Origin of the sequence: Paenibacillus sp. EKM10P, assembly GCF_011800655.1 — a bacterium.
Lineage (GTDB): Bacteria > Bacillota > Bacilli > Paenibacillales > Paenibacillaceae > Paenibacillus > Paenibacillus polymyxa.
The window spans coordinates 1-15,271 of sequence record NZ_JAALET010000007.1; the positions used below are offsets into that span (position 1 = coordinate 1).

The following is a 15,271-nucleotide window of genomic DNA, read 5'->3' on the forward strand; positions in this document are numbered from 1 at the left end:
TGGATCAGCCAGCAGCAAGTGACGATCTTCGAATCGACGCCGGCGCTGATCGTGCCGTTCCTGGAGTACGTGCACGAGCATCAACTGGATATGAGCGGGATGGAGCTGTTGATCACAAGCTCGGACAGCTGCAGCGTGGCGGATTACCGGACCTTGCAGGAACGCTTCGGCTCGTTGTTCCGGATCATCAACGCATACGGCGTGACGGAAGCGGCGATCGACTCCAGCTTCTACGACGAGGAGCTGGCGAAGCTGCCGCAGACAGGCCATGTGCCGATCGGCAAAGCGTGGCTGAACGCCAAGTTCTACATCGTTGACGCGCACCTGAATCCGGTGCCGGTCGGGGTGCTGGGCGAGCTGGTCATCGGCGGAGTCGGAGTGGCGCGTGGGTACTTGAACCGTCCGGAGCTGACGGAAGAGAAGTTCGTAGACAGCCCGTTCGCCGCGGGCGAGCGGTTGTACCGCACGGGAGACTTGGCCCGGTGGATGGAAGACGGGAACGTGGACTTCATCGGCCGGATCGACAACCAGGCGAAGATCCGGGGGTACCGGATTGAGACGGGGGAAGTCGAAGCGAAGCTGCTGAGTGTAGGTGGCGTGAAGGAAGCGGTCGTCGTCGTCAGGGAAGATCAAGAAGGTCAGAAAGCTTTGTGCGCTTATTATACAGCGGAAGAAGGCTTGACGGTGGCGGACCTGAAACGGGCGATCTCCAGCGAGCTGCCGGGTTACATGATCCCGTCGTACTTCGTCGAGCTGGAGCGCCTGCCTCTGACGCCGAACGGGAAAATCGACCGGAAGGCGCTGCCGGCGCCGGAAGGGGGAGCAAGCGCAGGCCGCGAATACGTGGCGCCGCGCACCGAACTGGAGGCGAAACTGGTCGCCATCTGGCAGGGCGTGCTCGGACCGGTCACGATTGGCGTGACGGACAACTTCTTCGACCTCGGCGGGCACTCCCTGCGGGCGACGACGCTAGTCAGCAAGGTGCACAAGGAACTGAGTGTGGACCTGCCACTGCGCGATGTGTTCCGGCACTCGACCATCGAAGCGATGGCCGAGGCGATCAGCCAATTGGAGCGGCAGGAACACCTCTCCATTCCGGTTCTGGATAAGAGGGATTACTATCCGCTTTCCTCCGTGCAAAAACGGCTGTACATCCAGCAGCAGATGGAAGGCGCCGAGCTTAGCTACAACATGTCCGGCATGACGGTTCTCGTCGGGCGCTTGGAACGGAATCAATTCGAGGCGGCGCTCAAAGGATTGATAGCTCGTCACGAAATTTTGCGAACCGGCTTCGAAATGGTCGACGGCGAACCGGTACAACGGATTTATCCGGACTTGAAGTTTGCCGTCGAGTATACGAAAGCGACGGAAAGTGAAACGAAGAGCATCGTAGACGGCTTTGTGCGCGTCTTTGATTTGGAGCGGCCGCCGCTGCTGCGTGTGGGCTTAGTCGAATGGGAAGCGGAACGGCATCTGCTCATGCTGGACATTCATCATATCGTCACGGATGGCATGTCGATGGGCATCTTCGTCGAAGAGCTGCTGCGCCTGTATAACGGTGAGACTCTGGAGCCGCTTCGGATTCAATACAAGGAATTCGCCGCTTGGCAGCAGTCAGAACCTGTAAAAGAGCGGCTGAAACGTCAGGAAGCCTACTGGCTGGACGTGCTGGAAGGCGAACTGCCGACGCTTGAACTGCCTACGGACTTTGTCAGACCTGCCGCTCGCAGCTTTGAGGGAGATGTGCTGCCCTTCAGCATCGACAAGCAGATGACCGACAGCTTGCAGCGCATCGCCGATAAGAACGGTGCTACCCTTTATATGGTGTTATTGGCGGCCTATTCAATCCTGCTCAGCAAGTACTCGGGACAAGAAGACTTCATTGTAGGCATGCCGGTTTCGGGCCGCACACATGCCGACCTGGAGCCGCTCATCGGAATGTTTGTCAACACTTTGGCGATTCGTCATTATCCGTCCGGGGAGAAGACGTTCCTCGCTTACTTGAACGAAGTCAAAGAAACGATGCTGGGGGCCTACGACCACCAGGATTATCCGTTCGAGGAGCTTGTGAAAAAGCTGCAGGCGCCGCGAGATCAAAGCCGCAATCCTGTATTCGATGTCATGTTTGCTCTGGAAACCAAGGAAGATAACGTTCAAAGCTTCGGGGATATCAAGATCGAATCTTATCCGGAAACTCATACGGTTTCCCAATTTGATCTTACCTTGGTCATTTCGTTGCTGGATGAGGGAATGAACGGGCAGTTTGAATATGCCACCAAGTTGTTTACGCGCAATCTGATCGACAATTTCGCTCAGGACCTGCTCGTAATCATCACCCAAATTTGCGAACAGCCTTCGGTGCTGTTGAAGGATATTTCCCTGAACGGGCAATCCGAACAGGAGCAAGATGTGCTAGAGGCCATTGATATTATTTTCTAATCCCTTACCCGGCTTGGGTGTATGCCGTATTTCTCTCGGTACGCATCCTGCCGGGTGTTTTTTTCCAAATGAAAGGGGAAAAACACAACAGAAATCGTAGTTTACCTTTGGTATAATAAGAATCAAACCATTTAAACAGAGATAATTCCACCATAAAATCCGAATACCCGAAAAACGAAAAGAAGTAATTGTCGATCGTTGCAGACGAGTTTAATTTTTTGACTATGACACCAGAAGAACAACAAAAGGCACACGAAGACTACAGGAAGAAATACAGATATCTAAAACGTGCGCCGCGGCTACTCGTTTACTACTACCTCATAGGGGAAAAGTTCCGAAATACAATGGCCGAAATAGGTCGCAGGAAGGGCTGAAAGAGATAGCCGACGACGTTCTGAGTAAGGAATTTCAACAGGAATGCTAGGCTTGGAATCGAAACCGCAAGCCGCTAAATGGGCAGTTCCAATTAACTTGGAAGGATGTGCCGAATAGCTATTGGGCAGCGCGCGACATCGCAGCTACTTCGATGTCTCTCAATAGCGCAACAAAAAACGAGTAGCAACCGAGAGTCGACAATATGACGTTTTTAAGAGGGGCTACCGCTATGTACTCGGTAGCCCCTCTTGTGAGCAAAAAGCCATTAATGTGTCATTCAATCGGGAAACTGTACCTGTCACTTAGAGCACCTTTCCTCAACTCGAATTTCTTCATCATAAAAGAAACGCCCAAGTGGAGAGCAACAAATCACCTGTAATCCCACTTACAGTTATTTCTTTCTAAGTATTACTCCACTAACCCCAGTTCCTTTTATACATTTGATCAGACTCTCCTAATACATGGCCATATATTGTTAATTTTGTGCCTAGGGGGACCAGATTGTATAATTCCATGACATCGTGGTTCCGCATTCGAATACAACCATGGCTCTGATGCTGTCTAATAGAATATGGTAGGCTTACCACAAAAAAACACTTCCAAGGTTGTGCCATATCTTACGACATGGTGCATTTTCTTGAAGGTGTTTTTCAGTCTCGCTCTATTTATTTTAAAGAGACAGCACTTCGTCATATGATCAGCCTTTCATGCGCTCGGAAAGTTAAGGATTATCATCCGGCGGTAAAGGGAATGAAGCTCGAATATAAGTTGTTGGAGCTATTTTTTGATGAACAGGTAACAACCGTTCATGTAGGTTCTTCTGGGATAACGATTTATACAGTATAGATATAGCTGCAGCGGCTATTTGCTCAGATGGTATATCGATGGCCGTAATGGGTGGTGTAGAATACTGGGTAGCGTCTGGTCCGGTCATCCCGATCGATATGATAGCAACTTCCTCAGGGATTTTAATTTTCAAACGGTTAAATTCATGGATCATTCCCATAACGATAGTATCCGATTCACAGAATATCGTTTTAGGTCTATCCGTCATTTGCAGATATCTCTCTGCAGCTGTAACTCCTCCGGCAAGCGAATTCGGTGCTGTTATAATGTGTGATTGATCAACCACAATATGCTGCTTCCTGCACTCCTCAAGAAAAGCGTTTATACGCTGGTTGGAAGCAACATAAGGACTTTCTACTGCCACTACTCCGATATGTTGTACCGACTGCTTATTAAGCAAAGAAACCGCCTCTATTGCAACTTCGCCAGAGTCAACATAAACTGTGGAGAATTTTTTAGACTGGCGGTTAATCAAAACGATTGGCATGCGGGGCGACAATGACTCTAAATACGCAAGATCCGCCTCGGAAGTAGCACCTATAATAACTCCATTATACGTATTATTCATGATTTCTTTAGCGTCTTTGGCGATTTGATCATTCATATAAATACGTATAACAAGCTCAAAATCAAATTGTTTTTTTTCTATTTCGGATTGAATCCCCGCCAACAGTGCCGTCAGCATGTTCGTCCGGGCATCTAATGTCCAATATAAAGCAATGATCGGCTTGGCCCGATCTAAATTGCGTAAACGTCTTGCACTTACATTCGGCTGATACCCCAATTCATCTATGGCTTTCATGACTTTATTGTAGGTTTTCGAGGGAATATTTCGTTCCTTCGTTTTGCCGTTAATGACAATGGAAACCGTCGAAACAGATACCTCAGCCAGTTTAGCAACATCCTTCAGTGTAACCATCTTAAGGTCTCCAATCTAATAAATAATTGGTCATACTTTCCTTAAATATAATCTTAATCTAATTTTCTGTAAATGTGAACAATTGTGAAAAATAGAACATGTCCTTGATTTGTTTATTTTATTGATATAAAATGAGCTTGTCAACGAGTACAACGTTATACTAAAACGTTGTACTTAACTTAATTTCAAAAATGCGGCCGAAACCTTAGAAAGGAGAAGAGTGAATGCCTTGTGTGTAGTGGATAGATAAGAATATTGATTTTTAAGTACAACGTTGTACTTACTGTGTAATCGTAATTATTGTTATGTTTCGGCAAATCCAAGGAATATAACGGTGATCTCTTTGGATGATTAAAAATATGATTCCGTAATATTAAAAAGGGAAGATGAGGTAGATGGCATACAATATCTCGGTTATTCATGGAGATGGTATCGGCAAAGAAATCGTTGACCAAGCGATCAAAGTAATGAATGAAGTCGGCAACGTATTTCATCATACCTTTCATTTTGAAAGATGTGAAGCCGGAACCGAGGCCGTTCAAAAATACGGTGAACCCCTTCCTGATAAGAGCCTAAGGCAATGTCAAGAAAGCGACGCGATATTACTCGGAAGCCTGTGGCTCGACAAGTATCCGGAATTGCCGCAAGAAAAGCGTCCAAGCTATGTTCTTTCTCTACTTAGGAAAAAGCTAGAGCTTAAGATAAATCTTCGGCCGATCTCAGTGTATAAATCATTGGCGGAATTGAGCCCACTGAAAAACAGTATCATTGGCGAGGGATTTAATATTCTTATGCTTCGTGATCTGGCCGGCGGCATGCTCATGTCCCAAAGATACCGAGGAATCGGGGATTATGGCAAAGAAGCATTCGATAAAGAGTACTATAACGAAGAAATGATCAAAGCGAATGCTTGCGCTGCGTTTGAAATTGCTCGTGGGCGCAGCAAGAAGGTCACAAGTTTGGATAAGGCGGTCATCCTGGAAAGTTCGAAGTTGTGGCGTGAGGTTGTCCAAGAGGTTAGTGCAGATTATCGGGATGTAGCTCTGGTGAATCAGTACATTGATGATGCAGCCGCGCAAGTCATTGCCAATCCTCATAACTATGACGTCATTCTAACGTCTGGCATGTTCGGAGATATCCTTTCGGATGAAATATCCGCATTGGCAGGAACACCGAATGTACTTCCGTCAGCGGAGCTCAATCGCCAAGGCAAAGGTCTATTTACACCTAACCAAATACACAATAAGGATTATTCCCTTGTAGGCAAAGATATCGCCAATCCAATCGGATCCATTTTATCTGGTGCGATGATGCTACGTTTTGCTTTTGGTTTGGACCAAGAAAGCCAAGCCATTGAGGAAGCAGTTAGACGGGTACTAGATGAAAAATACGCAACAAAGGACATTTGCTTACCGGGAAGTAAACGGATTGGGACAAGCGAAATGGGGTCTATCATATCCGAAAAGATAAGAGAAATTGGGAAGGAGCTAGTTTGATATGACGATGATCAAATCCATTTTGAACGAAAAGTCCGGAGTAACCACAGTTATTGAACCGAACTATATCGTTTTAAGTGACAGTCTACCATTAGAAATTGTAAATGAATTAGAAAATATAAAGCGGCTTGAAGCGCCTGAGCGGGTGATCGTAATGCTCTATTTTGACACTCCCGCTGGGAATTTCATATCAGCTGAAATACAGAAAAAACTCATCCAGTTTGCTCGCAAGCACGAACTGAAATTTGTCCAATCCCAAGGCATCGGATATCACATTCTGCTGAATCAATATGTAAAACCTGGTGACATCGTTGTTTCTTCAGGTAAGCATAACAGCATTTTCGGTGTAAAGCAGGCTCTTGGGTTGCATGTGAATCCATCCGAATTGCTTCATGTGTGTGCAAGCGGCCAGATGAATCTAGTGGTTCCGGAAACCGTGTACATTGAACTTACGGGTCAACTAAAATCCGAAGCGTCCATCAAGGATTTCGCAATTTCTTTTTTAGCATCAAATGAACTTAAATACGCTGGCAAAGCCATCGAATTTTATGGAGAGGGCTTAAATTCCTTATCCCCGAAAGAAACAACAGATCTTTGCCAATTGGCTTCGAGAAGCGGTGCTGTGACAGCATTTCTTCATATGGATTTTCAAGGACCGGGCCAAGAAAGCTATGATTTAGGAGATGTGCAACCCATGGTTGCTCTGCCGGGGTCGATCCATCAATCGCAACCTGCGGCTGAATTGGCAGGCACTCCATTATCGGCTTGTTTCATCGGCGGATGCACAGGAGGCAGTATTGAGGATTTGAGAACAGCCGCAGCGATTTTGAAAGGAAAACGGATTCCCATAAATATGCGGTTATCGATTGGACCACAAACTAATGAAGTTTACAAGCAGGCTATTTCCGAAGGGTTAATTCAGACCTTTATCGATAGTGGTGCGCAAATTTTGAGCACAGGCTGTGCCAGCTGTGTGACAACCTCAAAAGGTGTTATTGCCGAAGGCGAAACGATGCTATCGGCTAGTTGCTGGAATTATAAGGGGTGTAACGGCTCAAAGGACTCGCTGGTTTACCTGGCTTCCGCAGAATCTGTCGCTAACTCCGCGTTGAAGGGCTGTATCACATTAAATTCGAAGGGATGAGAAGATTTATATGAAAAAGAAATTTAGCGGTAAGATATGGAAACTCCCAGATGATGTCGATACAGATACTATTATTGCAGGCCGGCACGGAGTTATTCTCGATAAAAAGGAAATGGGTTCGCACTGTCTTGAAACCCTTCGCCCCGAATTTGCATCCCAGGTACAACCGGGAGACATTATTGTAGCTGGCAAAAATTTTGGCTGCGGATCATCGCGGGAAATGGCCGCCGAAGCGATCAATGTACATGGTGTTTACTGCATCATCGCTAAATCCTTTGCCCGCATTTTCTTTAGAAATGCGATCAATAACGGCATGCTACTGATTGAAAATGCAGAAATACCTGAGCACTGCGAAGAAGGGGACATCCTGACCGTCGAAGTGAACCAGTCAGTTACCGTCAACGGCAAGAGCTTCAGCATTCCCAAGGTGTCCAATAATTTGTTTGAAATTATTCAAGATGGCGGACTAATCCCCAATATCATTAAACGCATGGAAAAAGCCGAGGCAGAAGGGAGATAACAAAACAATGGGACATACACTGGCTGAAAAACTATTAATGAAAAATACGGGAGAACAAATTCTGGCCCCTGGTGACATGGTAATCGCTCGGCCCGATCGATATATGATCCATGATATTTATACCTCGTTCCTGAAGCGCGCGTTAAAGGATATGCATGTGACCAAAGCGATCTACCCGGACCGCGGAGTAATCATCTTTGACCATTTGATGCCGACCAACCAGGCGGATACCGATCCTGCCCATTTTGTGGATGGACTTGAGCTGGCTGAAAAATTTCAAATTAAAAATGTTCATAAGGGCGAGGGAATCTGCCACTCTCTGATGCATGAACTAAGATACGCAAGACCAGGTGAAATCGTCGTAGCGACAGATAGCCATACAACGACCTATGGCGGGGCAGGTTGTTTCTGTACGGGCATTGGACATACCGAAATGGCAGCAGTTGTGGCAACGGGCGAGATCTGGCTCAAAGTTCCTTCGGCCATCAAGATTGTGCTTGATGGTGAGTTTCCGAAAGGTGTCGGAGCAAAAGATATTATTTTAAGAATCCTTGGTGACATCAAATCGGACGGCGGTCAGTACAAGTCGATGGAATTTACAGGAGCTGCCGTGCGCAGCATGAGTATGCAGTCACGATTCACTATAGCCAACATGGCTTTGGAAGCCGGTGCAAAGGTAGGATTATTCGAAGCAGATGAAAAAACAGCCGAGTATTATGACATGGACTATAATGATATTTCCTGGCTGAAAGTAGACGAAGACGCCAAGTATGAACAAGTTCTTCATTATGATGTCAGTAGGCTTGAGCCCCAATTGTCATGTCCACAAGGCGTTGATAATGTTCATCCTATTTCCGAAATCGAAGGAACGAAACTGAATCAGGTTTATATTGGTTCTTGCACCAACGGTAGCATTGAAGATATGGAGATGGCAGCTAAAATTCTTGAAGGTAAAAAAATTGCTCCTTTCCTGAAAATGATTGTGATTCCGGCAACTATCAATATTTACAAAGAAGCGATGGAACGCGGTTATATTCAAACCTTCATCGATGCCGGTGCCAGTGTATCGCACCCTTGCTGCGGATTATGTTGCGGGCAACCCTATGGTCTAATGAGCGACGATGAGGTGGTACTAGGTACTAACAATCGCAACTTTATCGGTAGGATGGGAACCAAGAAGTCGCTAATTTATTTGTCTTCCCCGGCAGTGGCCGCGGCATCCGCCTTAACGGGGGTCATCACTCATCCAGCTAAACAATTTGCGCTATAACAATAATCAGATGGGAGTTTACTATGGATAAGCAAATTGGGGTTACCGCCATTCCGCCGAAGTCAAATTTCATAGCTCAATTAAAAAAAATAAAGATTTCAGGCTTGTCGTTAAAATACTATATTCCCTTTTCTATCATCATATTGCTTGCGGTCTATACCGGGAATTTGAATAAAGATATTATCGGTTCAATTGCATTTCTCTTGATGGCTGGTGGTTTGTTTTCATATGTTGGAGGCGTCATTCCCATTTTCGGCAGTTGGATGGGAGGGGCGATCCTCCTGCCGTTATTCGGTGGCTCAGCACTCGTGTATTTTGGTCTGATTCCGGATTACGTACAGACGAATATTTCGGGTTTGATCGGATCGGGCTTTGTTAATTTATTTTTGTCGGCAATCATCATCGGTTCGATCCTTAGTATGGATCGGAAGGTGCTCGTCTCCATCTCATTACGGCTATTACCGTGCATTATTGGTGCTCTGGCCTTTGTATTCATCTTCTTAGTTCTAGGATCGCTCTTAACAGGCTCAACGTTGCTGGAAGGTCTGTTTATGATCGGTTTGCCGAATTATTCTGGAGGCTCTTCTGGTGCAATCGCCGTTGTTCCGTCCATTTACAGCCCAATTTTTCACAAGCCGGCAGGAACTTTTTCGGGGCAGTTCCTAGTATACATGAACATTTCGAACCTGATTTGCGTCATTTTCGCTGGCTTGTTGCATAAACTTGGTAAGCGTTATCCTTCGCTAACAGGTAATGGCGAATTGCTGAAGAATGTGCGCAAAAGTGCAGACCAACCTGCACAAGAAAAAGCTAAAGTCTCGAGTGATTTGAAAAAAGATATTACAAAGTTAGGTACAGGGTTGTTTGTTTCGGTTGTTTTTATAATCGCCGGTAACATTTTGCAGAGCATTATACCACAGCTTAACTTTATAGCCTGGGCTGTAATTTTGGTCATTATCGTGAAAGCAACAGGCTTTTTGGATGATACCTTGTGCCAATCTAGTGACTATTGGCAAGGATTTATGGTTCGAAACTTTTTACCGTTCCTGATCACGGGGATTGGGATTGCATCGCTTGATTTGAGCCAAGTGTCCTCCTATTTTACAGTTTCGAATTTTATCATTATCATTTTTGGGGTTATCGGTTCTGTGGTAGGTTCATTAATCGTCGGCAAGTTTATGAAATTCCACCCCATTGATTCGATGATCGCCGTAGGTCTTAATTTAGGAAATCTGGGAGGAACCGGCGCTATCGGGGTATTATCAACTTCAGAGCGGATGGGGATGATGCCATTTGCAACGATCGCCAACCGGATCGGCGGAGCCATAATGGTTATTGTTATCAGTTTGCTGTTGCCATACTTTTTATAATGCACAAATTAAAAATGTTTCCGCTATTCGGCTGACATTGGACGATATATGGGCAGTATTAATGTGAAAATGTTCACAATTTACTGCCCGATAATAACGCATTTCCATTTTCCATTATAAGGCCAATCACCGAAAGGAGTTTTCAACCTTGAATAAAATCGTAGTTTATCAAGCTCGTCCTGACGAAGCGGCATACTTCAAAAAATTTGGGAATGAGTTTGATTTGGATATCAAATATGTGAATCAAGAGTTAAATGCCGAGACCGCAATTCAAGCGCAAGACGCTGAGGCTGTAACGATACAAGGGAGCAATAAAGCGGATCGAGCAACTTTGCAAGCTTTAAGTAAGGTTGGGGTCAAGTATCTCGCTTTAAGAAGCGCCGGATACAATTATGTAGATAGAGCTGCAGCTAAAGAGTATGGCATTCGCTTTTCTAATGTTACCTACTCGCCCAATAGTGTCGCGGATTTTACTACGATGTTAATTCTAATGTGTGAACGTAAAGCACAACAAATTTTAGCGCGAGGCGCCGTACAGGATTACACTTTGGCAGGTATTCAAGGTAGAGAAATCAGAAACTTAACAGTGGGGATTATAGGTACTGGCCAGATCGGAGCTACTGTTGCCAGAAATCTTTCTGGATTTGGATGTAACATTATAGGTTACGATATTTACGAAAATGATAATCTAAAGGATTTGATAGAGTATGTTTCGCTGGAAAAGCTAATCTCCACTAGTGATGTGATCAGCCTGCATGCACCATTATTCGACAGCAACTACCATATGATTAATCGGGAAAGCATCGCTAAAATGAAGGATGGCGTCTGCATCGTGAATTGTGGGCGGGGACCACTAATTGATACCGAAGCGCTGATTCATGGCATTGAGACAGGCAAAGTAGGGGCTGCAGGACTGGATGTCATAGAAGATGAATTGGGAATATTTCATGAGGATCACCGTTTGAATGTTCTGAACAATCACCAACTGGCTATTTTAAAATCATTTCCCAATGTCATTGTAACGCCACATATGGCATTTTATACTGATCAAGCGGTGAGTGATATGGTAGAAATTGCGCTAAAATCGCTCAACTCTTTTATGAATAATGGCACGAGTCAGTGGGAAATCAAGAGTTAGTTATCTTGACTCAAGTGGTCATTTTCATTTTGGGTAGTACCAGCGCCGTTGATACCACTCGCAAATGTGTGGGTTAAACTAGGGATTTATTAAACACCTAATTATATTCAAGCTACGCATCGGTGATCGCCAGCTTTGAATAGACTTTCAGCGATTTTCTTTACGGACGGAGCATGGCTGAATCAATGCATCAAAAAAAGCAGCCACTACAGGCTGCTTTTATATTACAGGCTAATTGCTCGTGTCTTTACCTAAAATTCAATATCTATTCAGAACTCGTTAAGCCACGCTCCATTTTGCCATCGTTAGTAAAATTGACGTTGTTGGAACGCCAAGTGCAATTAAACATGTTCCCATTTGAATATCCATCCGCTTTTTTCATGCTTTTTAGTGATTATGAACTGGAGCTTCTATCTGTAGGTAAGTTCAACTGAAATATAAATGTGTTATTGGTGTGATTGAGCGTTAAGGTGCCTTGATGTAACTCAACAATATTCCTTGCTATGGAAAGCCCCAGCCCTGCTCCTGTTTGGATACCTTCGCTGCTTCTTGAGTGGTCAACTTTATAAAAACGGTCAAACAGCTTCTCTTTTTGATCTTGCGTGAGAGGAATTCCTTCATTTTCGACCTTAATCGTAATTTGCTCAGGAGTTGCTTGCAGTCGAATGCAAATGCCTCCCGGCTTTAAGGAATATTTTAAGGCGTTCATGAGAAGATTATCGATTGCTCTGGCCATTTTATCGCTGTCAACGGAGGTAATGATCGAGGAATCACCGATATCCTTTACGATATATACACCGTTTTCTTGAGCAATGGGTTCGAACTCGAACAACAATTGATCCAAAAGTTGAAATAAATTGATCCTTCTCAGATTTAAATGGGTATCGACCGAAGTGAGCCGTGTATATTCAAACAAGTCATCCAGCAACTTCTTCAAATGAATCGCTTTGTTATAGGTGTTCTGAACAAAGCGCGTATATTCATCTTTATCTTGATATGAGTCTGTTCTTAAAAGCTCGATATAGCCGATAATGCTGGTCAGAGGCGTACGCAAGTCATGTGAAATACCAGTGATCAGCTCCATCTTGGATTTTTCTATTTCACGTTCTTTTACAATCTGCTGCTCCAAACGTTCGGTCATTCGATTGATGTTGTGCGCGACCCGTCCCAGTTCATCTTGCCGAACCACAGGTACCCGATAATGTAAATTGCCTTCAGAAATAAATTGAAGCCCTTGCTCCAATGTAATTAAGTCTCTAACGATTCGTCGTGTCAAAACTAAAAAAGTAAAGATAAACGTAACCATAAACAAGGGGGTAAGAAGATAAGGAAAAAAATTGCGAAACCAATGCCATTCCATGACATTGCTAATTTTCAGGAAAAGTAAAATGAGAATATCATTTATAGCAATAGCGATAATGAGACTCAGCACCATCCGGATTAAAATGTTGACCTGGATGCGTTTTTTTCGTTTTGGCTTTTGTATATGTTCATTCAATTTTGTAGCCAACTCCCCACACCGTTTTAATATATTGTGGATCTCTTGGGAATTGCTCTAATTTTTCTCGTAAATTACGAATATGAACCATCACCGTATTGTCAGAGAATCCGTATGGCGCTTTCCATACATTTTCGTAAATGTGCTCTGAACTAAAAACCTGTCCAGGGTGGCTGGCAAGCAAGATCAGGATAGAAAACTCTAGAGGAGTCAGCGAAATTTCATTCCCCTTTAACTTTACCGAATGTTTACTCTTATCAATCACCAGGTCCTTAATAAGGATAAGCGAATTAAATTCTTCTTTTCCTATTAATGACTGACGCCGTAGCTGCGCTTTTACGCGAGCAAGCAATTCTAACGGATTAAACGGTTTGATCATGTAGTCATCTGCCCCGGTAGTCAGCCCATTGATTTTATCAATATCTTCTTCTTTGGCTGACAGCATGATAATCGGAATATTTGAGATTTCCCTTATTTTAAGACATGCTTTGATCCCGTCCATTCGTGGCATCATGACATCTAAGATAACCAGATGAATTGATGTTTTCTTTATAGCATTCAGAGCTTCCTCCCCGTCAGCCGCTTCAATCACCTGGTATCCTTCATTGCGTAGATATACATGAATGACATCTCGAATTTCGGAGTCATCATCCACAACAAGGATTGTATTCATTACTGACTGCTCCTTTTTTAAAAATTGGTAGAATTAAGATATTTAAGGTGCCATATTAAATTGTTATCCATAATCAGCCCACGTTCATTCCACCGTTTACATCGTTTCCCTTTTACGACAAACGTAAACGAAAGCAGGAGGGATATTGAGAGGCACCAAATCAATTTTTTCGATGATAAATTTTTCGGAAAGCTGCTTTTTCATTTGAAGTGAATATTGAAAGGCGATAAATAAGCCTCCAGGTTTGAGAGCTTTATAAATCTGTTCAACCAAGGTATCTCTCAATTCACGTTCAAAATTAAAAAAAGGTAGTCCGCTAAAAATACAATCCAACTGCTGAATGTTCTCTTGCTTCATTGCGTCTACTAAACGTTCAGCGTTCGGATGACAGGAGAAGTCTGGATATTCTGTCTGTAAATTATTCCTCAACGTCTCATCCATCTCAAATAATAACACTTTTGTTGCCTCACTTATCTGAGTATTGATACAACGTGTGATGGCACCTGTACCCGAACCGAGCTCTGCGACTGTCTTAACCTCGTTCCAAGGCGCTTGTTTAACCATTTTGGTCGCCAGAAACCGGGAGCTTGGTATAACACTTCCCACATTTTTTGGACTGTGAATAAAGCTTCGCAAAAATAAAAGATTTTCATTGAGTTTCAACTGATTATCCTCCATTACGGTTTATATACACAAATCATATTGAAAAAAACTAAGGATTTTATGAGTATATTTCTAAAGAAAATCTAAAGAATTCATCTATGGAAGGCTTAAAGTCTATGTCATCCAACCCAAAAAGCCTTACCAATCAAGTTGGTAAGGCTTTTTTATAAGAAGAAACAGTTAATTACTTTAGAATTTCTTTAGAAATATCCCTATAATCTCCTAAGATTTTTATACTAATATACTCTCATCGACATAACGAGGAGGTTAGAACATGATTAGCGATATTGTCTTACAGCTAGTCGATCATTATGGATATTTGTTTTTTTTCCTAGCCTTCTGCCTAGGCCCATTTGGGATTCCGGTTCCTAATGAGTTAACTATACTAACAGGTGGAATTTTGAGTAACAACGGAGTTTTAAACCCGTGGATTGCATATATGGTTATTCTCGCTGGTTTGTTTGTAGCAATTACATTTGCTTATTTTGCAGGCAGAATTTTTGGAGAGAAATTCAAACCCAAGTTTCAAAACAACCGTCATTTCTTGAAAGCAGAGAAACTTTTTGAACAACACGGAGATATTGCAATGTGTCTTGGAATGTTAATTCCAGTCGTTCGGTATATTCTGCCTGTGTTTGTTGGTCTCAACGGTGTCTCGTACAAGAAGTTTGCTTTGATTTCGTATTTGAGCGCGTTTGCTTGGACCACTACATTCTTTGCTTTTGGCAAATTCTTTGGACATCATATATTAAATTTGCTAGATACAATCGATCCTAAATTAGCCGTGGCTGCCCTAATAATAGCCGTTGGCACTTTTATCATAACGAAGTGGTTCAAGTTGATCTTTACTGCATGAGACGATGAATGAAATAAATAAGACAACACGGTTTGATTTTTTGAAACGATATAAGGAGAACTGT

Annotated in this window: 12 protein-coding genes and 2 pseudogenes; 8 read left to right on the plus strand and 6 right to left on the minus strand. The window is 43.7% G+C overall.

Going from position 1 to position 15,271, the window contains the following annotated elements; translation table 11 throughout:
• Positions 1-2,439 (plus strand): condensation domain-containing protein (locus tag HFE01_RS16785; RefSeq protein ID WP_167442862.1); only part of this gene is annotated, 2,439 nt, incomplete at its 5' end.
• 824 nt (positions 2,440-3,263) lie between these two features.
• Here HFE01_RS16785 and HFE01_RS16790 read toward each other — a convergent pair.
• Both HFE01_RS16790 and HFE01_RS16795 read right to left on the minus strand, forming a co-directional pair.
• A pseudogene (locus HFE01_RS16790) lies at positions 3,264-3,392 on the minus strand (L,D-transpeptidase); the annotation flags it as partial.
• Between the two features lie 143 nt (positions 3,393-3,535).
• A complete protein-coding gene (locus HFE01_RS16795) occupies positions 3,536-4,579 on the minus strand; it encodes a LacI family DNA-binding transcriptional regulator (protein WP_107734492.1) in 1,044 nt (347 codons plus the stop codon).
• Positions 4,580-4,974: 395 nt separating this feature from the next.
• Between HFE01_RS16795 and leuB the strand changes: the two genes are divergently transcribed.
• The 6 genes from leuB (at position 4,975) to HFE01_RS16825 (ending at position 11,517) form a co-directional block, all read left to right on the plus strand.
• Positions 4,975-6,075: a 3-isopropylmalate dehydrogenase gene (gene leuB / locus HFE01_RS16800; RefSeq protein ID WP_167438553.1), complete on the plus strand. Its 1,101-nt coding sequence runs from the start codon at positions 4,975-4,977 to the stop codon at positions 6,073-6,075.
• Position 6,076: 1 nt separating this feature from the next.
• Complete coding sequence (locus HFE01_RS16805; RefSeq protein WP_167438554.1) at positions 6,077-7,219, plus strand: aconitase family protein; 1,143 nt, start codon at positions 6,077-6,079, stop codon at positions 7,217-7,219.
• 10 nt (positions 7,220-7,229) lie between these two features.
• The gene (locus HFE01_RS16810) at positions 7,230-7,739 is read left to right on the plus strand and encodes a LeuD/DmdB family oxidoreductase small subunit (RefSeq protein ID WP_167438555.1); all 510 of its coding nucleotides are present in this window, start codon (positions 7,230-7,232) and stop codon (positions 7,737-7,739) included.
• Positions 7,740-7,746: 7 nt separating this feature from the next.
• Complete coding sequence (locus HFE01_RS16815; protein WP_167438556.1) at positions 7,747-9,009, plus strand: aconitase/3-isopropylmalate dehydratase large subunit family protein; 1,263 nt, start codon at positions 7,747-7,749, stop codon at positions 9,007-9,009.
• A gap of 23 nt (positions 9,010-9,032) precedes the next feature.
• Positions 9,033-10,379: a 2-hydroxycarboxylate transporter family protein gene (locus HFE01_RS16820; protein WP_167438557.1), complete on the plus strand. Its 1,347-nt coding sequence runs from the start codon at positions 9,033-9,035 to the stop codon at positions 10,377-10,379.
• A 148-nt stretch (positions 10,380-10,527) separates the two neighbouring features.
• Positions 10,528-11,517: a D-isomer specific 2-hydroxyacid dehydrogenase family protein gene (locus HFE01_RS16825; protein WP_167438558.1), complete on the plus strand. Its 990-nt coding sequence runs from the start codon at positions 10,528-10,530 to the stop codon at positions 11,515-11,517.
• A gap of 274 nt (positions 11,518-11,791) precedes the next feature.
• Here HFE01_RS16825 and HFE01_RS27370 read toward each other — a convergent pair.
• From HFE01_RS27370 to HFE01_RS16845, 4 genes and pseudogenes are all read right to left on the minus strand, one after another.
• Positions 11,792-11,896 (minus strand): annotated as a pseudogene (locus HFE01_RS27370) (beta-glucanase); the annotation flags it as partial.
• Between the two features lie 15 nt (positions 11,897-11,911).
• Positions 11,912-13,015, minus strand: coding sequence for a sensor histidine kinase (locus HFE01_RS16835; protein ID WP_045244972.1), 1,104 nt, complete (start codon positions 13,013-13,015; stop codon positions 11,912-11,914).
• A complete protein-coding gene (locus HFE01_RS16840; protein WP_107734499.1) occupies positions 13,008-13,688 on the minus strand; it encodes a response regulator transcription factor in 681 nt (226 codons plus the stop codon). Before HFE01_RS16840 ends, HFE01_RS16835 begins: the two co-directional genes overlap by 8 nt.
• Positions 13,689-13,784: 96 nt before the next feature.
• Positions 13,785-14,351 carry a class I SAM-dependent methyltransferase gene (locus HFE01_RS16845; RefSeq protein ID WP_167438559.1) on the minus strand — a complete coding sequence of 189 codons (567 nt, stop codon included), beginning with the start codon at positions 14,349-14,351 and terminating at the stop codon, positions 13,785-13,787.
• A 274-nt stretch (positions 14,352-14,625) separates the two neighbouring features.
• On the opposite strand from HFE01_RS16845, the gene HFE01_RS16850 reads away from it, so the two are divergent.
• Positions 14,626-15,207 (plus strand): DedA family protein, encoded by a 582-nt coding sequence (locus HFE01_RS16850; RefSeq protein WP_167438560.1) that lies wholly within the window; start codon positions 14,626-14,628, stop codon positions 15,205-15,207.
• Positions 15,208-15,271: the final 64 nt, after the last annotated feature.

Excerpts from the sequence above, each read along its gene's own strand:
- HFE01_RS16795 (WP_107734492.1), bottom strand. The coding sequence starts at position 4,579 with ATGGTTACACTGAAGGATGTTGCTAAACTGGCTGAGGTATCTGTTTCG.
- HFE01_RS16850 (WP_167438560.1), top strand. The coding sequence starts at position 14,626 with ATGATTAGCGATATTGTCTTACAGCTAGTCGATCATTATGGATATTTG.
- HFE01_RS16820 (WP_167438557.1), top strand. The coding sequence starts at position 9,033 with ATGGATAAGCAAATTGGGGTTACCGCCATTCCGCCGAAGTCAAATTTC.
- HFE01_RS16810 (WP_167438555.1), top strand. The coding sequence starts at position 7,230 with ATGAAAAAGAAATTTAGCGGTAAGATATGGAAACTCCCAGATGATGTC.
- HFE01_RS16805 (WP_167438554.1), top strand. The coding sequence starts at position 6,077 with ATGACGATGATCAAATCCATTTTGAACGAAAAGTCCGGAGTAACCACA.
- leuB (WP_167438553.1), top strand. The coding sequence starts at position 4,975 with ATGGCATACAATATCTCGGTTATTCATGGAGATGGTATCGGCAAAGAA.
- HFE01_RS16815 (WP_167438556.1), top strand. The coding sequence starts at position 7,747 with ATGGGACATACACTGGCTGAAAAACTATTAATGAAAAATACGGGAGAA.
- HFE01_RS16840 (WP_107734499.1), bottom strand. The coding sequence starts at position 13,688 with ATGAATACAATCCTTGTTGTGGATGATGACTCCGAAATTCGAGATGTC.